Origin of the sequence: Burkholderia sp. HI2761 (genome assembly GCF_002223355.1) — a bacterium.
Lineage (GTDB): Bacteria > Pseudomonadota > Gammaproteobacteria > Burkholderiales > Burkholderiaceae > Burkholderia.
This window is the reverse complement of record NZ_NKFN01000007.1, coordinates 438,968-457,764: the sequence shown is the minus strand read 5'-3', so window position 1 is coordinate 457,764 and position 18,797 is coordinate 438,968. Positions and strand designations below refer to the sequence as shown.

General features: G+C 60.1%; 8 protein-coding genes. 4 read left to right on the top strand and 4 right to left on the bottom strand.

Annotated elements, in window-relative coordinates; all coding sequences use genetic code 11:
• Window positions 1-96: 96 nt before the first annotated feature.
• From CFB46_RS19635 to CFB46_RS19615, 4 genes are all read left to right on the top strand, one after another.
• Window positions 97-1,215: a helix-turn-helix transcriptional regulator gene (locus CFB46_RS19635; protein ID WP_089500925.1), complete on the top strand. Its 1,119-nt coding sequence runs from the start codon at window positions 97-99 to the stop codon at window positions 1,213-1,215.
• 1,059 nt (window positions 1,216-2,274) lie between these two features.
• Window positions 2,275-10,857 carry a GH36-type glycosyl hydrolase domain-containing protein gene (locus tag CFB46_RS19630; protein ID WP_089500924.1) on the top strand — a complete coding sequence of 2,861 codons (8,583 nt, stop codon included), beginning with the start codon at window positions 2,275-2,277 and terminating at the stop codon, window positions 10,855-10,857.
• 327 nt (window positions 10,858-11,184) lie between these two features.
• Entirely contained in the window at window positions 11,185-11,436 is a 252-nt protein-coding gene (locus CFB46_RS19620; RefSeq protein WP_027781863.1) for a DUF1488 domain-containing protein, read from the top strand.
• Window positions 11,437-12,017: 581 nt separating this feature from the next.
• Window positions 12,018-12,422 (top strand): DUF2384 domain-containing protein, encoded by a 405-nt coding sequence (locus CFB46_RS19615; protein WP_089500922.1) that lies wholly within the window; start codon window positions 12,018-12,020, stop codon window positions 12,420-12,422.
• Between the two features lie 429 nt (window positions 12,423-12,851).
• Here the strand turns inward: CFB46_RS19615 and CFB46_RS19610 are convergent, their stop codons facing one another.
• The 4 genes from CFB46_RS19610 to CFB46_RS19595 form a co-directional block, all read right to left on the bottom strand.
• A complete protein-coding gene (locus CFB46_RS19610; protein ID WP_143751634.1) occupies window positions 12,852-13,757 on the bottom strand; it encodes a DUF5677 domain-containing protein in 906 nt (301 codons plus the stop codon).
• Between the two features lie 199 nt (window positions 13,758-13,956).
• Window positions 13,957-15,219 carry a YiiX/YebB-like N1pC/P60 family cysteine hydrolase gene (locus tag CFB46_RS19605; protein ID WP_218827930.1) on the bottom strand — a complete coding sequence of 421 codons (1,263 nt, stop codon included), beginning with the start codon at window positions 15,217-15,219 and terminating at the stop codon, window positions 13,957-13,959.
• A 1-nt stretch (window position 15,220) separates the two neighbouring features.
• On the bottom strand, window positions 15,221-15,712 hold the full coding sequence (locus tag CFB46_RS19600; RefSeq protein WP_089500919.1) for a GNAT family N-acetyltransferase: 492 nt from the start codon (window positions 15,710-15,712) through the stop codon (window positions 15,221-15,223).
• A gap of 394 nt (window positions 15,713-16,106) precedes the next feature.
• Window positions 16,107-18,593: a DEAD/DEAH box helicase gene (locus CFB46_RS19595; protein WP_179235086.1), complete on the bottom strand. Its 2,487-nt coding sequence runs from the start codon at window positions 18,591-18,593 to the stop codon at window positions 16,107-16,109.
• Window positions 18,594-18,797: the final 204 nt, after the last annotated feature.

Here is an 18,797-nt window from a genome sequence, read left to right as displayed (position 1 = left end):
GCAAATAACCTGTGTTAGCCTGAAAAAAATTCGGTATTCGAAGCGATATCGTCAGACAAAATACACATACGAAGATCGCGAAGCGACGGGGGAAGCATGCAACGGGACGAACTCATCGGGGACCTCTATGAGGCCGCGCTGCAGCCGGACGGTTTTCTCGATGTTTTTCATCGGGTATCCGAATCGCTCGGCGCAAATGTATTTCACATGTTCAGCTGGGACGCCGCACGCAATGCCCCGCAATTCTCAATCTATTCGCCACGCGCGGAGTTCGACGAGATCATCGCCCGCTACGACCAGTATTACGGCGCGCTCGATCCACGCCGCGGCTTCGTCGAGAACGCACCGCTCGGCGAATTCGTTTGCTGTCAGGATCACCTCACCGATTGCGACGTCGAACGCAGCGAGTTCTTCCAGGACTTTCAGATTCCGTCGGGATTTCGCTACCTGATGGGGATTCGCTTCGCGCGCCCCGGCAGCGACAACATCCTGCTCGGGTTACTCCGGGCACACGGCCGAACGCCGTATTCGTCGGAAGAACGTGCGGCCCTGACCCGTATGGCCGGGCATCTGCAGCGCTCGATCAACCTGTGGCGAGACGCGCGCGTGCTGCATCGCGACGCCACGCTCGGCGCCGAATTGATGGAGGAGCTGGGTCTTTCCGTCTTTGCACTGGACAGGCACGCGCGCGTCGTCTTCGTCAACCGCGCGGCCGAGTCGATGCTGCGCGCCACCACCTGCCTCAGGCTCGAGAACGGATATCTGAGCGCGACGAGCGCGCCGCAGAACGATGCACTGAAGGCGGCATTGACGCGCGTCGCGAAGACCCGCAAGAGCGAGAGCCTTGCACTTTCCGGCACGCGGGTGGCGGCGCACGAAATTTTTCTCAGTATTGCGGCACTGTCCGGACAAGCGCTCCATGCGACGTTCGGCGATGCGACGATACTGATCACGATCAGGCGACGCGGCACTGCCCCGCTCGTCGTCGCACAACAGTTGCGGCAGTCGTTCGGTTTGTCGAGCGCCGAAGCCGCCGTCGCCGAAGCGCTCATCAACGGCAAGGCGCCTGACGAATGTGCGGCCATCGCCGGCGTGTCGCTGGCGACGGTTCGCACCCAATTGCGGGCGATCTATGAAAAGACACACGCCCGGAATCAGGCCGAAGCGGTCGGACGGATGCTTTGGGTGCTCCCGCAGCACAAGCGCAAGGATTGATACGGCGGAGTTGGGGGTAGTCGTATCAGGAGCGTGACCCGAGAAATGCAGGCTGCCGGAAAAGTTGTCTTTGGACCCTATGGAAATCAACGGATCGGACATCTTTTCCAAGACGGCCGCATGGTATTCGTCTCAGATTCCGCTACCCACGACAGCGTCAGCGCCGCCACCGCCGGGCATCGGCGGTCTTTCCTGAATCGCCCGTCCGGAAGGTCTGCATGCGTGCCGCCGAAAATAGATCGCGACAGCATCATGAAATGCGCCCAAACTGCCTGACACGACGGCCGCGTCTGCGGCCGGTGAAATTGGGGAAACATTATGGCAAAGGGCCAAGCGCGCAGTAACCGAGAGGCGAAAAAGCCTAAGCAACCGAAGAAATTGCCGTCTCCCGCAGCAGGTACGTCATGGACGGCCGTTCCGAAGACCACCTCATCCGGCGAACCAGCAAAGAAGAAATAGCGGGCAACCGATCACGCAGACCAAGGTCTGCGTCTCTCTTACCTCCTCCACCCCTGCCTGTCGCAGCGCCATACGGATCGGCGACGGCAACACCCCACGCGCTCACCCGCTCCGGAATGAATTGCGCAGGTCGCGGATGACCTGCATGCAATTGCTGTTATCCCGGGCATGCGCCTCCACCCGTCGCGAAGTCCTCGCGCGGTTTCCTCGTCCGCGGTTTGTGCCGCTGCACCGGAATATCCGTCACACCGGCGGCCCATGGTGATGGCCGCGGGCACTCGACCGGGTCTCGTGTCGCTTCGGCTGCCATCGGTGGTCTCAGCGGCCGCATGCGCATTGACCCGCGGTAGCACACGACCGTTTCTTCGTTCCGTCCGTTTGCATCTGTTTGCGTGTGTTCAACCGCACAGAACGAGCGCCACCTCAGTCCGCACACGCCGCGCCTCGTCCGGCTGTCCCGAAGGAAGAACCGATCATGTCTCAACTCGACAAGCCGTGCATCGCTGCGACGATAGCGCGCGGTACGCCCTTCAGAAATATCGCGCGTGCGAAGCATTTGCCTCGTCCATCGACACCATCGACACCGCAGGACGGACGCTCATGAAAACACTCCTCCACTTCGCCGCGCGATTGCGTCCGCACTCGCCGCCATGGACCGACACCGCGCCGGTGCGGGACGAACTGTTCGGGATTGAACGCCTCGAACAGCACGCGCAAAGCCTTGCCGCCGCGCAGCCGGTGACGGATCAACCGCCTGTCGTGCTGTCGCTGCACACGCGGCTCGACGACAACGCCGCCGTCCTGCTCGCCGCCTACCGCGCAAGCGCCAGAGAACTGGAGCGCGGCCATAGCGTGGTGCCCGCTGCCGAATGGCTGCTCGACAACTATCACCTGGTCGAAGAACAGATCCGCGAGATCCGCGACGATCTGCCTCCCGGTTATTACCGACTGCTGCCGAAACTCTCGAGCGGTCCGTTCGCCGGCTACCCGCGCGTGTTTGGTCTTGCATGGGCGTTCGTCGCGCACACCGACAGCCACTTCAACCCGCAGATCCTGCGGCGTTTCATCGACGCATATCAGCGGGTTCAACCGCTGACGATCGGTGAGCTATGGGCGGTCGCGATCACGCTGCGTATCGTGCTGATCGAAAACCTGAGACGCCTCGCCGACCAGATCACCGCCGGCCGAATCGCACGCGCCGATGCCGACGCATTGACCGAACGTCTGCTCGAATCGGGTAGCGCGCGCTCCGCGCTCGAAGCGGATATTTCGACGCGCTCGTCGGGCTTGCTGTCGGAACTGTTCGCGGCTCAACTCGCGAAGCGGCTGCGCGACCAGGACCCCCGCACGACGCCGGCGCTCGGCTGGCTGGAGGAGCGGCTCAGGCAGCAGGGCTCGTCGGTGGAGGAAGTGGTGCTCCATGCGCAGCAGAGACAAGGCGCGTCCAATGTCACCGTGCGCAACGTGATCACCAGCATGCGGATGATTTCCGACATCAGCTGGACCGATCTGTTCGAAAGCGTGAGCCTCGTCGACGAACGGCTACGCGCGGGCAGCGCCTTCTCGGCGATGGATTTTCCGACCCGTAATCTGTATCGCAGCGCAATCGAGCAACTGGCACGCGGCTCGGCCTTTACCGAACTCGAAATCACCGGCCTCGCGCTGCATCTGGCGCATACGACGGCCGGGCCCGCCACCGATTCCGCCCATGAAGAACGCACCGCGGACCCCGGCTACCACCTGATTGCCGAGGGACGGCGCGCGCTGGAAGACGCGATCGGCTTTCGTCCTCCGACAGGCTTGCGGCTCACGCGCTTCAACATCCGCCTCGGCATCATCGGTTACGTCGGCGAGGTGATGGCGGTCGCCGCCATGCTGCTTGCGCTCGCGTTGTGGGCGGTGTCGGCGCTAGCGCCGCAATGGCACGATCCCTGGGTGTTCGTGCTGTTCGCCGTATGTGGATTCCTGCCCGCCACGGAAATCGCCGTCGCGCTCGTCAACCGGACGGTGACCTGGAGTTTCGGTGCGAACCCGTTGCCGGCACTCGAACTGACAGCCGGCGTGCCGTCGTCGCTGCGTACGCTGATCGCGGTACCCATGCTGCTGACCAGCGAAGCCGATACGCGCGAACTCGTCGAACGTCTCGAGGTTCATCACCTGGCGGGCGCGGGCGGCGATCTGTCGTTTGCGTTGCTGGCCGACGGGCTCGACGCCGATCAGGAGACCCTCGATGGCGACGCGCCGCTGGTCGCCGTCGCCGCGGCTGCCATCGAAGCGTTGAACCACCGCTACGGGCCGGGCCCGGGCGGCGACCGTTTCCTGTTGCTGGTCCGCCGACGCGTATTCAATGCAGGCGAAAACTGCTGGATGGGCTGGGAGCGCAAGCGTGGCAAGCTGCACGAACTCAACCGTTTGCTGCGCGGCGCGACCGACACCACGTTCGTGCCGATCGCCGGATACACGCCGCATGTGCCGCCTGATGTGCGCTACGTCATCACGCTCGATGCGGACACCCGGCTGCCGCGCGACGCCGCATTGCGCCTGATCGGCAAAATGGCGCATCCACTGAACCGGCCGAGATTCAGCAGCGTCGAGCAACGGGTCGTGGGCGGCTACGCGATTCTTCAGCCGCGCGTGACGCCTTCGCTGCCGGTAGGCCAGGAAGGGTCGCTGCATCAGCGCGTGTTCTCCGGCCCCAGCGGGATGGACCCCTATGCTGCTGCTGTCTCCGACGTTTATCAGGATCTGTTCGGCGAAGGCTCGTTTACCGGCAAGGGCATCTACGACATCGATGCATTCGAAGCTGCGTTGCAGGGCCGCGTGCCGGAGAACGCGTTGCTCAGTCACGACCTGTTCGAGGGTGTCTTTGCGCGTGCCGGGCTGGCATCGGATGTCGAGGTGGTCGAAGAAGCGCCGGCTCGCTACGACGTGGTAGCGAAGCGCCAACATCGCTGGACGCGCGGCGACTGGCAGTTGCTGCCGTGGATCGTCGGGCATCGGCGCCGGGACCGTCAGGCGATACCACTGATCGGCCGTCTCAAGATGCTCGACAATCTGCGCCGCTCACTGATTGCTCCGCTGGTGGTCGCCGGGCTTGCGCTGTGCTGGCTCATGCCGCTGCCTGCGGGGATTGCCGGCGTGGCGTGGATGCTATGCGTGCTCGCGATTCCTGCTTTCCTGCCGACCATGTTCGCGATCCTGCAGCGTCGCACGGGGGTTCGTCTGCGCAGCCGCCTTCGTACGCTCGGCGGCGACGCGCGGCTCGCCGCGCTGCAAACGCTGCTGTCCGCCGCGTTTCTCGTGGACCACGCGTGGCGCATGGGAGATGCGATCGTGCGGACGCTGATGCGGCTGTTCGTGACGCACCGGCACCTGCTCGAATGGACCACCGCCGCGCAGTCGAAAGGCGCCCCCCGACTTACCCTGAGCGGCTTCTATCGGCAGATGGCGGGTTCGATCGCGCTCACGCTCGCGCTGTCGGCGGGGGCGATCGCCTTTGCGCCGTCGCACTTGCCGCTCGTGCTGCCCATCGCATTGCTGTGGCTCGCCGCACCCGCGTTCGCCTTGTGGTCGAGTCGGTCGCCCGCCACCGCGCAACGTCTCGCCGCCTCTGAGCAGGACGCGCGTTATCTGCGCCTGATCGCACGGCGCACGTGGCGCTTCTTCGAGACGTTCGTGACCCCGGAGGAACACATGCTTCCGCCGGACAATTATCAGGAAGACCCGAAGCCCGTCGTCGCGCATCGCACGTCGCCGACCAACCTCGGCCTGTATCTGCTTTCAGCCGTCGCCGCGCGCGATTTCGGCTGGGCAGGCACGATGCAGACCGTCGAACGGCTCGAAGCCGCATTCGCTTCGATGCAGAAAATGACGCGTTTCAAGGGGCATTTCTATAACTGGTACGGCACGCAGGACTTGCAGGCGCTGGCGCCTGCGTATGTGTCGTCGGTCGATAGCGGCAATCTGGCCGGCCATCTGATCACACTCGCCAACGCATGCGAAGAATGGCTGCCGCCGCCACTCGCCCCGGTGGCCCGCTCCGGCATGCTCGACAACCTGCATCTGGCGCGAGCGGCACTCGATGCCCTGCGTGTGTCCAACGGCGAGCGCGGCAAGAAACTGCTCGGCATTCTCGAAGAAATGGACACCCAGCTGCGCGGCCCGCAGACGCTCGACGCGCTGTCACCCGTGTTCGCACGTCTCACGAAGAAAGCACTGGATGCTACGCGCGACATCATGCCCGCCGCCGGCGACGACGGTTACTCCGATCTGATGTTCTGGATCGAAGCGCTGACGAAGAACGTGGCCGAGCACGCTCGCGATCAGATGGAATACGCGGCCGACCCGCAATCGCTGCAGACGCGCCTGATCTCGCTCGCCGAAACTTCGCGCGCGATGGCGCTCGGCATGGACTTCTCGTTCCTGCTCGATCCCGAACGCAAGTTGTTGTCGATCGGCTACTCGCATGTCGACAACAGCCTCGACCCGAGCTGCTACGACCTGCTGGCTTCCGAGGCGCGACTTGCAAGCCTGTTCGCGATCGCGAAGGGCGACGTCGCGACGACTCACTGGTTTCGTCTCGGCCGCGCCGCGACGCCGGTCGGCACAGGCTCCGCGCTGATCTCGTGGTCGGGATCGATGTTCGAGTATCTGATGCCATCGCTGGTGATGCGCGCGCCGGTCGGCAGTCTGCTCGAACAGACCAGTACCCTGATCGTGGAACGACAACGCTCGTATGGCCGCGAACTCGGTATTCCGTGGGGCATCTCGGAGTCCGCCTACAACGCGCGCGACATGGAATTCACCTACCAGTATTCGAACTTCGGCGTACCGGGCCTCGGCCTCAAACGCGGCCTCTCCGAAAACCGAGTGATCGCGCCTTATGCGACGGGCCTCGCCGCCATGGTTGCGCCGGAGGCCGCCTGCGAAAACTACGCGCGGCTCGCTGCGCTGGGTGCGCTGGGACGCTACGGCTTTTACGAAGCGCTCGACTTCACCCGTGCCCGTTTGCCTGACGGCGAGCCCTTCGCCATCGTGCGCAACTTCATGGCGCATCACCAGGGCATGACGATCGTGGCTATCGCCAATACCCTGCTCGACGCGCAGATGCGGGCGCGCTTCCATCGCGAGCCGATGATCCAGGCAAGCGAGCTGCTGCTGCAGGAACGCATGCCACGCGACGTGGCCGTCGCGCACCCGCGCGCCGAAGAAGTGAACAAATCGGCGACCGACGCCGGCACCGCGCCGCTCACCGTGCGCCGTGTCGTCGAGCAGACATCCGCCGTACGGGCACCGATCACGCATCTGCTGTCCAACGGACGGTACGCGGTGATGCTGACCGCGACCGGCGCAGGCTACAGCCGATGGCGCGATCTGGCGATCACGCGCTGGCGTGAAGACACGACCCGCGACAACTGGGGCTCGTTCATCTTCCTGCGCGACACGCTGCGTGGGCACGTCTGGTCCGCGGGAGCGCAGCCGCTCACCGGCGAAGTCGAGGCTGGCAGTGTCGTGTTTGGCGAGGATCACGCGGAATTTACCCGGCGCGACGGATCGCTCACCACCACGATGAACGTGCTCGTGTCCGGCGAGGACGACGGCGAAGTCCGTCGCGTATCGCTTGCCAACAGCGGGCGCGGCGCGCGCGAAATCGAGCTGACCTCGTATGCCGAGCTCTCGCTGGCGACCCCGGCCGCCGACAACGCGCATCCGGCTTTTTCCCGTATGTTCGTGCAGACCGAGCACCTCGCGGAATTCGGCGCACTGGTGGCGACGCGACGCCTGCGCTCGCCCGACGACCCGCAGATCTGGGCCGCGCATTTTGCGGTCGTCGACGGCGAAATCGCTGCAGAGCCGCAATACGAAACCGACCGCCTGCGTTTTCTCGGTCGCGGACACAGTGTGGGTAACGCCGCATCGATCGTCGACGGCGAACCGCTTGGCAATACCACCGGCACCGTGCTCGATCCGGTCTTTGCGCTGCGCTACCGTGTGCTGGTACCGCCGGGCAAGGTGGTACGCGTGACCTTCTGGACCGTGGTGGCCGATTCGCGTGCACGGTTGCTCGACCTGATCGACAAGCACCACGATCGCAACGCGTTCGACCGCGCGAAGACACTCGCGTGGACCCAGGCTCAGGTGCAGTTGCGCTACCTTGACATCGAAGCCGAGGAGGCCGCGGACTTCCAGCGGCTCGCCGCGCCTATTTTGTACGCCGATCCGCGCTTCAGGGCACCGTCCGAGGCGATCACGCGCGGAGCCGGCGTGCAATCGGGGCTGTGGCCGCAGGCGATCTCGGGTGATCTGCCGATCGTGTTGCTGCGTATCAGCGACGTCGAAGACATCGCCCAGGTCCGGCAGTTGTTGAAGGCCCACGAATACTGGCGAATGAAGCGGCTCGCCGTCGATCTCGTCATCGTCAACGAACGGGCTTCGTCGTATATCCAGGAGTTGCAGACAGCCATCGAGACAGCCGTGCGCAGCAGCCAGACGCGTCCCCGCTTCGGCGAAGAGCTGGCGCAAGGAGCGGTCTATACGCTGCGTGCCGATCTGATAAGCGTGGACACGCGTGCGCTGCTGCAATCGATCGCGCGAGTCGCGCTGACCGCCCGGCGCGGCTCTATCGCGACTCAGTTCGCTCGCATGCCGCAGGCCCAGGACGAAACGCCAGCGCTGCGTCGGCAAAGCCGGCCGATGTTGTCGCCGTGGCCCAACCCGCTCGATGCGCCCGCCACACCTCTCCCGATGACTGCCGGACTCGAATTCTTCAACGGCCTTGGCGGCTTCGACAAGAACGGCTGCGAATATGTGACCGTGCTGACCGCGGGCGCCGCGACACCGGCACCGTGGATCAACGTGATCGCCAATTCGGGGTTCGGCTTTCAGGTCGCGGCGGAGGGTACCGGCTATACGTGGGCGGAGAACAGCCGCGAGAACCAGCTCACGCCGTGGTCGAACGATCCCGTTGAGGATCCCGCCGGAGAAGTGCTCTACGTCCGCGATGAAATGACCGGCGACATCTGGGGCGCCACTGCACTGCCGATCCGCGACAGCGGGACCTACATTGCGCGTCACGGTCACGGCTACAGCCACTTCGAACACGAAGCGTACGGCGTCGCGCTCGGGTTGCTGCAATACGTGCCGCTCGCCGATCCGCTGAAAATTTCCCGGCTCACGCTGCGCAATACGTCCGGTATCGCCCGGCGCTTATCCGTGACGGCGTGGATGGAATGGGTGCTCGGCACATCGCGCGGTGCGTCGGGGCCGTTCGTCGTAACGGAAATCGATCCGGTCACCGGCGCGATGTTCGCGCACAATCCGTGGAACATGGCATTCGGCACGCGCGTCGCGTTCGCCGACCTCGGTGGCCGGCAAACCGCGTGGACCGCGGATCGTACCGAATTCCTCGGCCGTCACGGCGCTGCCGACGCGCCGCTCGGGCTGACGGGCGACGCACCGCTGTCCGGCGCAACCGGCGCGGGACTCGACCCATGTGCGGCATTGCAGGGCTGTATCGAGCTGGGTGTGGACGAGACCGTCGAAGTGGTCGCGTTCGTCGGTCAATGTGCGTCCGTTGACGAGGCGCGCGCGTTGATCCAGCGCTATCGCAGCACGAATCTCGACGCCGTGCTCGCGGACGTCACGCACCACTGGCAGAACGTGCTCGGTGCCATTCAGGTGAAAACGCCCGACCGCGCGATGGACCTGATGCTGAACGGCTGGCTGCTGTATCAGACGCTCGCGTGTCGTATCGAGGCACGCTCGGCGTTCTATCAGGCAAGCGGCGCATACGGGTTCCGCGATCAGTTGCAGGACGGCATGGCGCTCACGCACGTGCAGCCCGATGAAACGCGGCGGCATCTGCTGCGCGCGGCGTCGCGGCAGTTCGTCGAAGGCGATTTTCAGCACTGGTGGTTGCCGCACTCCGGGCAAGGGGTGCGCACGCGGATTTCCGACGACCGCGTCTGGCTCGCGTTCGCGGCCGCGACGTACATCGGTTGCAGCGGCGACGCTGCGGTGCTGGACGAAATCGTACCGTTCCTCGATGGGCCACTGCTGCGGCCCGGCGAGCACGATGCGTTCTTCCAGCCGATGATCGCGGACGAAGCCGCGTCGCTGTTCGAGCATTGCGCGCGCGGCCTCGATCAATGCATCGAATTGACCGGCGCGCACGGTTTGCCGCTGATCGGCACCGGCGACTGGAACGACGGGATGAATCGGGTCGGCGCGCAAGGCAGCGGAGAAAGCGTCTGGCTTGGCTGGCTGCTGCTGCGCACCGTCGAGCTGTTCGCTCCGCTCGCCGAACCGCGTGACGCACAGCGTGTCGCACGCTGGCGCGCGCATGCGGCGACGGTGCGCATCGCGCTGGAGCGCGACGCATGGGATGGCGAGTGGTATCGCCGTGCGACCTTCGACGACGGCACGTGGCTCGGCTCGCACGCGAACGACGAATGCCGGATCGATTCGATCGCCCAGTCGTGGGCGGTGCTGTCCGGTGCGGCGGACCCGGCGCGTGCCGCGCTGGCGATGGTTTCGCTGGAAAAGCATCTGATCCGCCGCGACGACGGAATAGCGCTGCTGTTCACGCCGCCGTTCGATAGCACATCGCGCGATCCGGGCTATATCAAGGGCTATCCGCCGGGGTTGCGTGAAAACGGCGGCCAGTACAGCCATGCCGCGATGTGGGCGATTCTGGCATACGTGAAACTCGGCGACGGCAACCGCGCAGCTGAACTGTTTGCGCTGCTCAATCCGGTCAATCACGCGCGTACGCCGGTCGAGGTCGATCGCTACAAGGTCGAGCCCTATGTCGTTGCGGCCGACGTCTATTCGGTGGCACCTCATGTCGGGCACGGCGGCTGGACCTGGTACACGGGGTCGGCGGGATGGATGTACCGCGCCGGTGTGGAGGGCATTCTGGGCATCCGGCGGGAAGGCGATTATCTAGTGGTGAACCCTTGTATTCCGGATGCGTGGCCGGGCTTCACGGCAACAGTGGATATGCATTCGACGCGGTATGAGATCCGCGTCGAATCACTCGCGCGCGGCGATGCGATGCGTGCCGTACTCGACGGCGAGCCCGTTGACTGCAATGGGGAAGGCGTCCGCGTGCCGCTGGACGCAGGATCACATACGCTGTCGCTGGACTTATCCGTGTCAGCCACGGCCTTATCTGAAAGTTAGCCGGCGGCACACATTCAAGGAGGGGCGAACCAAGCCCCTGGACGTTCCGCCAAGAAAGGACACTGGTATTGCCTAAAGGGTATACAGTGGTCTGACCGGTCGCCTTGCGCGACCTACTGCTGCGAGGGCGATCATGCAATCTCCCATCAAACCTGCTTCCAGATCGACCGGTACCCAGAGCGAATACGCCATCGAGTGCAAGGCCCGTGCGCTACGACTCGAGACAGCGGACGCCCTACGCGCTGAGGCGAGACGCATCAGCTACGCCTCCATCAATTCAAACGCGAGCAAGTGGCGCTATTCGGCCATCAACGTGAAAACCTGATCATGGCGCTCCAATTTCCCAATCCCAGCCGTAGCCACGATGCTGCCCGTCAATGCGTGAGCTTCTGGGGATACGACAATTCGCGCGAAATCACCTTCGTGGTCGACGATGCGATGCTGAAAAATCTGCAGCCTGGCGTGGGCAATGACGAACGCTCGATACTCGGTGCGTTCGACGAGTTGCGCGAGCAGCTGCTCGAAATCGCGAAGAAACTGTATGTGGGTGGTCCGCAAACTCGCTACTCAATTTCGTGATCGGCGGGGCTTTCCCGTTGCTGGGCCTACCTCGTTGCGAAAATCGCTCGCTAGGCTGCCATCGATCTCATCCTTGGCCCTGCGGATTAGGCGCACATCCTGCTCATCCCGCTAGCTGGAGACAGGGCAAGTTCTCGCTGATACATGGCATCCGGCGCACCCCCGGGCGTTGCGCGTTCAATCCCAAGCGGCGATGTCGCCGACCATCGTTCTTCCATCTTCCACCGGGTCACGGTCTTACCTGTTGAGCTAGCCGCCAAGTTTCCTGGCTAGTCAGGAATTTGAAGGTGGCGTCGCGCCAAGAAAAGTGTGGGCTCTCAGAAAAGGTGTCTTTGGCCCTCTAGACAAATCAGGCACTTGGACATCTTTTTTGAGAAATCTACATGCCTCTCGTCTCAGAAAAGATGTCCGTAGCCATGGAAAATCTCAGAAAAGTTGTCCTTGGGAATGTCGAGGCCCTGCCTAGGTCCCTCGACTGAATTTGGCGACAAGCAGCGCCACGGACGGGTGTTTCAGCGACCAGCACCGTCGACACTACTTGTGCTATAAATGTGCAAATCGTGTGCACAGAGCGGCCTGCCATGAATCATGATATGGCCCTAGATTCAACGCCTCCCCTCGATTTCGACCAGTTCATGGCGTCCTTGAGGGACTCGGAAAGCGCTGCGCCGATCGTCTCGGCACGACGCTTCGCGGCCGCCTTGCGTATCGATATGCAGACCCTTGCGCGACTGGCACATGTTCATCGCAATACGCTGCGCCGTCTGACGGGCTCCGAAAGCGTGCAGAAGTACCTTCGGGAAGCCCTCAGAATTATTCGAGCCGCCACCGACATCTCCGGCGACCTGCAGAGCGCGCTCTTCTGGTATCGCAATGAGCCTTTGCCGGTCTTCGACTACAAAACCGCAGAACAACTCGTATCCGAAGGACGCACCGAAGACCTACTGCGCTACGTCACATCGCTCGAGGCCGGGGCAGCCGGGTAAGGCCGCAAGGCTTGCCTTGCGAGCCAGCAAAACGCCAGCTACTCTTGTGATGTAGCCGGTCAGGTTCGGTGACAGAAAACAGGGAGCGGGGCTTATCGGTCTGGACGTTGTTCCGCGGTTTGTTCCCGCCCCACCTCTTCAAATGCCGTTGGTTGAGCGGGCGTTTTCTTTTTTGTGCCAACATAACCGTATGCCGCTTTATGCTGGTATCCGCGCGTGGCGGGTCATGCAGGTATTGGCCAGTCACTGGGGGATGTAGCACGCGCTAGAACAGCTACTTCACATCGAAACCCACTCGACGCACCACTCGCGGATGTCGGTCCGTAACCGCCTCCTATTGCAAGAGTTCGAGAAAGAACCGTACGTGAACCTCAACCATTAGGCAGCCGATATAGTCTTCTTTGAGGCAGAAGAGAACATCCACCTACGTCATCCAGCAGCCTCATCGGTAGCATTTCGAATCAGCGTAAATGAGATCAGGATCTCGTTCAATCTTCGAATGATTTTCTCTATCTCAGATTCAGCGTCTCGACATAAGGCAGCGGCCAAAAGGCGCTCGACCAATTGCGCGTAAAGCGCCACAGCATTCGCACCCATATATACTGCGTATGATCCTTTCTCAGCGAGGTTCAACTGCATAACACGGCCTTCGTGCTCGGGTTCTGTGTTGCGCTCAGTGAACCAATTGTTGTAGGTATCTTCTGCCAGCGCATGAATTGCGTCCGACGCGGGAGCGAAGATGTCGTGATACGCCTCCTCTATTTCCAATACTTGAAACCGTCTGCGAGCATCCGGCCATGCTTGGGCATTTGCAATCTCAGGGATTCGCGCTCTGGAAGCATCCAAATAAGCCATCCGGCCAGCGGCCGCCTCGATGATGTTTGGCCGTCCGCTTTTCAATGCAAACTCGTGCCATTTTCGTGCTCGCGCGTACGCGTTGTCGAAGTGAGCACGCAAGAATGAGAACGCTCGTTCCTTTCCCTTTCCTGCGATGATATAGAGCAGGTTGACGGAATGTTCCAGAACAACTCGAGAAAGCACCTCTACCGTGGTAAATCTGCGAGAGTTGAGACAGATCAAGATAATCTCGATCATCTCTTCCACGGCACTCAGGATCGTGAAACTCTGAGCCTGCTTCAACGATGAGTGAAGAGCCTCAAAACACGCTTGAAAATTGTCTGTGAGCAAGGTACGGGAGGAGTTGAACAGGTCGGAAACCGATTCTATTTTATCCAAGTCTCGCTCAAAATTTTTAGTCGCAACGTGAAGGCATTTATCGTAGTTATATATTTCCATACGCGCATCTCCGCTTGCTGCATGAGTCTTCGATTGCATCAAGACAGCGTAGTTAAATTTCTCATGGCCGTAATGCGACGATGACTTAAAGCAAGCGATTTCATTGCCCGTCTGTCGACTACAACCGGCCCTCGGTCCGATTCAAAGCCGTGTGACGTCCCAACCACAATCACACGACGCTGAAGCGGAATACAGCATCAGTCAGCCAGACTGCCGTTGATGACGATGGACTGCGCGGTTAGAAAAGCTTCATTGGTTCGTCGATCGAACGGATGCGAAAACAGTCGTCGCAGAGTCGAAGCGTTCCCGGCCCAGCCGCCGGAATATTCACGAAGACATAATCGCAGGCTGGATCATCCGCACAGACACTGCATACATCCAAACTTCCCGTTGCGCTAATGGCCGCTTCCGTCATTGCGGCCTGCTTGGGATTCCATTCGCGTAACGAAGCAAACCACTCAGGTGTGTGCGGACGGAGCAACCTGGGAGGCGCGGGCTCGCGCAGTCCCCTACGCTCGAGCCACCGAGTTGCCGCTCTAATGCGCCGAGCATGAAACTGCGTCAGGATATCGTACAGCTCTACCTTCAGCGCAAAGTATTGGCGAGGGTGCAACGTGTTCACAGTCACGTAGCCCGCGTGGTTCAGGACAAAACGGTTTTGACACAACTCCTCGTCTGCCAGCAGCTCTTCGCAGTACCTCTGCTTGCGTTCCGCCGAGCCAGTGTGCCCCTCCATCAAGGCGACGTGGTACTGCCAGGCATTCCTTTCAAACTCATCTCGCCACAGTTCCAGGTACCTAGAAGATCGCAGGGCTTGCACCAGGTAAGCGTCGCACTCCGGATGCTCTATCAGGTAGGCATCGATGTCGTTGAGTGACTCAATCTCAGAGGATAACTTGCGGGCCTCCCGAAGCAGGGCGTTGGTTGAATCGCGCATGGTCTGCACGTTGTCAATGTCGTCGCGCCAGTCAGCCTCTTCTTCTGCGCTGAGATTTCTGAGCACATTAGACACTTCAACAAGCGCCGAGCTCTTTAGGAACTCCCCGGGATGACAAAAATCAGCATCCGACATGAGGTCCACGCCGGCATTGCGATAGGCCTGCGCGACCAAACGCGAACAGTACTGTCTCCGGCCAGCAACGAAACCTGCCAACACGCTCTTGGCGGCGCCGGTCATGGAGTATCGGGTACCAACCGCTGCTCTGACGAAAGAAATGACGGAGTGCAATTGGTCAGTTGTCAACGGCTTCACCGGTCGAAGTACATAACCAGCGCAGCCTGGATCAAGAATAAGTCGCTCAAGATTGCGTGCGTGCACACCGTCGCCAGTGGAGTCGATCACACTCGACTTACCCACACAAATCATGGCATGAGAGATGTCCGCACCGGTGACCCTACGGATCGTTCGGCTCATTGGCTCGAGCGTGGTCGTCAGGACAACATCGCCGGGCTGGATGAGGCCGACGACGAACGCTCTAGGTCGCAATTTCAATTCGCTCATTTCACAACTCGGATTGAGCATCGATCCGACGCAGGTACTGAATGATGGGGTCTCCGCTGTAGCTATCCGCCCCTTTCTTAATCGGCTCAGACAACACCTTCTCAGCCAGCCGTTGCGAGGCAACATTGTCCTCACCAACGATGGCCTCAATCCAGAAGGCCGTCATTCCTGCTCGGCTGAAGCCGTTCCACATCTCCTTGATCGCGGCAACAACAGCCCCACGGGCCTTCCCCTGCCCCCGGTAAGCCTCGGCGACCGCCCAACCCACGCTGAAACAAGGCTCGCCCTCGACCGGGTCACATGGAATGAACTGCACGAGAGCCACAACGGAACGCCCAGCCATTTGGGCATAGCTCAGCCTAGTTTCCCCGTTGGGCCGATCCATGTGGACCAGCAAGTTTCGGTCAAGGTCGCCGTACTGCACTGTTATCGCATTTGCAGCAAGGGCTTGTTGAAATGACTTGAGTGCTCCTGCCACATCCGGCAAAGGCATAATGCTCACCTATTAGGGGTTACGACGTCGATCAAAAAGTCTTCAAGTAAATCAATTCCCAGCCGCTTCGCCCAATGTGGGTCACTATGCCTCAGACCAGTCAGCGTCTTTGAGATCGATGCCTCTCTGTTCAAGTCGACCGACAATACATCGGCCGCAAAGGAGATAAAGTCCCCGCCTGCGGAATATCGCGGACGCCCGAAAATGAACTGACCGATTCCCGACAGGCCACTGGGCAAAATGGTCAGACGGATTTTCTCGCCATTAAATTTAAATAAGCAATATTCGGTTCCCCCGCCACGACAGGGAATAGGACATAACAGCTAGATACATGACAAATCCATTTAATGCGCATACAGCAAAAGACCGCGCACAAATAATTAACCTACGCTCGTCAAACACCTTCTAACATAGACCATACTTGGTGATAGTCTGCGCCACGCTGCTTCCCAAGGGCAATCGCCCACGTTTCATGACTGCCTTTTAATTCTTCGCGCAATCGATAAACGCTTCCGCCCTGTCCAAGTGACGACCTAGCAGCAAGGCCCAACGCGGCATTGCGTGGCACCCCGGCACTACGCAAAGCGATCGCGGAGTCGCGATTGACACCATACAAGGCCATAGATGGAACATTAGCCGCCTCGCGGCGCTGTTCGTCACTCATTGACTCAAGGCTCGTACCGAACTTCATCGATATCAATGAAGCAAGCCCCCATGATGCGGACGTAGATATCTTCTTTACGTTTCTCATACATTCCGTAATTTTCTCTACGTCTGTTTCACCCTCGAAGTACTCCTTCGCAATGTCAGGAATGGGGCGGCCGTTCACCCAATCTGCAACCATGAACGCTAACTTGCTGCCATCCGAGCCCTTGCCAAATTCCAGATTCTCGCGAATTTCCGGAATCTTGAGCAAAATTCCCATGACTTCCTTCAAAGTCCTATTTTTTCCATTAAACAGTAGACTTCCGCTCAAGAGTGATTCAGGCGCATGAACTTGTGCTAAGTCACTCAGCGCACGACGAACACTTTCTATAGAGAATCCTGTCGAATCGACTAACTTGACCGCCCCCATGTCCGAGGCAAAGCCTTGTGCATATTGCTGCGTTTGAATCAGCAGGTGTCGCGCCAGCACCGTATTGTTCTCACGGAGAGCTTTGTAGCCCAATGTCCCGCGCAAGATAAGCTCCAACTCATCTGCAAATTTCACGGGGCCGACACGCCGGAACGTGTGAGTAATGAACTGAGCGAAGGCTGACCATTCCGGTTGCCACACGAAATCCCTTAGCCCTTTTAGGGCGCGCTCGTCATACAGCTTTTGTGCCATTGCAAGTAGCCTCGACGCGAGATTCTCGAGAGCTTCACTTACAAATTGCTCATGCTTGGTTTGCTGCTCTTGCGTGCTGCTAGCGAGTGCGACAACACCGACGGCTTCCTGGTCAACACGCCCCACGCGTCCAGCAATATTCCAGAACTCGGAGTAATCCATCTTCGACTTATACGGTTGGGAAATCGTCGCCAACACTAAGTTCGAAATCGGGAAATTCACCCCTTGCGCAAGTGTGGTGGTTGAGCAAAGAGTGTGAAGCTGTCGTTCGGAAAAAAGCAGCTCAATGAATTGGGCAACCTCCTCAGGCAATCCTGAATGGTGGACCGCAACACCGACGTTTATGTAGTCGGCCAATGGAAAGTCCTTTCCCAACTCATATTCAACAAAGCGTGCAGCAAGAGCCCGTCTTGTATTTGACTGCTCGCCAAGATTGTCAAAATACATCGCCAGCGTTTTCGCAGCATCCCATGTCGCGTCAACGCGACCGCACAACAAAACTGTAGGGCCACGCGTACTCAAAACCTGAGTAGTAGCAACAGCAAGCCTATTTACCGCAGTCTTGGATACGGATTCCGTAAGCTCAAGCAATGGGCTCACGCCGGGAAGCGTCACCACTTCATCGACGAAAAGTGTCCGCCTCGGCGTATGAAGCGTGCGAAATCGAATATCCTCTAGCAGTTTCCCACGCTTCGCCTTATCGCGAGGGGGCAGGGCGAGACCGACGACTCTATCATTCGGCACCCAATCCGCCGCAATGGAGTAATCCTGATAATTTACCTGGTCGAGCCACGTCGCGACCTCCTTCGCGTTCTTAATAAACGGCGTCAGAAGTAGAAAGCGCGCGTCTCGATGCTCTCGATTCAGCATCGCCAACAGCAATTCAAGTTTGATGGCACGGTCGTCTGAGCCACCTACATTGTGCGCTTCATCGACAACGACCAATGCAAGCACGCCGAGCTTGTCGCGTATGTCATCGCGACGCATCAGCAAATCAAATTTCTCGGGTGTGCAAACAAGCACATTGACCGGTGGTTCGGCATTCTCAGCGGACTCAGCGTCCAAAATAGCTGCTTCGATAGAATCGAATTCCAATGCCGGAGATAGGCGTTCAACGCGTAAACCCAACTCTCCGAAATCATGACGTAACTTCGCCGAGATTTGATTGACTAGAGCACGTGTTGGCGCGATGTAAGCAACAAAACCTTTAGAGCTGCCCAGGTCATTTATCGCTTGCAGTATTGAGAATTCTGCAATAAGCGTCTTTCCACTAGATGTCGGTAAATTTACGACTATCGAGCGGCGGGCTGTTGAAATGAGCCCTTCCTCAGCCAAGGCAGCCCGCTGAGGCGGAAGCAGTTCGAATATTGGATTGTGTGGTCGATTTACAAGGTAATTAGCAAATCGCTGCGTTAGAGAATTTGCACCTCGAACCGCGGTGCGAACCGAGTTAGCTATCAACTGCTTCGCGGCAGCATGCAACAAAATCCCAACGTCGAGCAAATCTAACGAGCGAGCGCGCTCAAACGCCTCGATTGCACGCTCGAACTGCATGTCAGTTTGCGCGCCAATATCTGATGCACCCTCACTGCGTCCAGTTATCGTGTACGACGCCATCCGGTCAGCCGCACTGGCGAGATTGTAGAGCCCTACAAGCTCAAGGGCGGCAGATTTCTGTTCCCGCGTGCCCCGTCCTTGGAGCCATCGACTCTCGTATGTCTTTTGCTGTGCCCTCAGACTCGCAATTATTGAGACCGT

What these genes read in the sequence shown, in the direction of transcription:
- CFB46_RS19615 (WP_089500922.1), top strand. Translation starts at nt 12,018, where the DNA reads ATGAATCATGATATGGCCCTAGATTCAACGCCTCCCCTCGATTTCGAC.
- CFB46_RS19630 (WP_089500924.1), top strand. Translation starts at nt 2,275, where the DNA reads ATGAAAACACTCCTCCACTTCGCCGCGCGATTGCGTCCGCACTCGCCG.
- CFB46_RS19595 (WP_179235086.1), bottom strand. Translation starts at nt 18,593, where the DNA reads ATGCAGTTCGAGCGTGCAATCGAGGCGTTTGAGCGCGCTCGCTCGTTA.
- CFB46_RS19635 (WP_089500925.1), top strand. Translation starts at nt 97, where the DNA reads ATGCAACGGGACGAACTCATCGGGGACCTCTATGAGGCCGCGCTGCAG.
- CFB46_RS19605 (WP_218827930.1), bottom strand. Translation starts at nt 15,219, where the DNA reads ATGAGCGAATTGAAATTGCGACCTAGAGCGTTCGTCGTCGGCCTCATC.
- CFB46_RS19620 (WP_027781863.1), top strand. Translation starts at nt 11,185, where the DNA reads ATGGCGCTCCAATTTCCCAATCCCAGCCGTAGCCACGATGCTGCCCGT.
- CFB46_RS19600 (WP_089500919.1), bottom strand. Translation starts at nt 15,712, where the DNA reads ATGCCTTTGCCGGATGTGGCAGGAGCACTCAAGTCATTTCAACAAGCC.
- CFB46_RS19610 (WP_143751634.1), bottom strand. Translation starts at nt 13,757, where the DNA reads ATGCAATCGAAGACTCATGCAGCAAGCGGAGATGCGCGTATGGAAATA.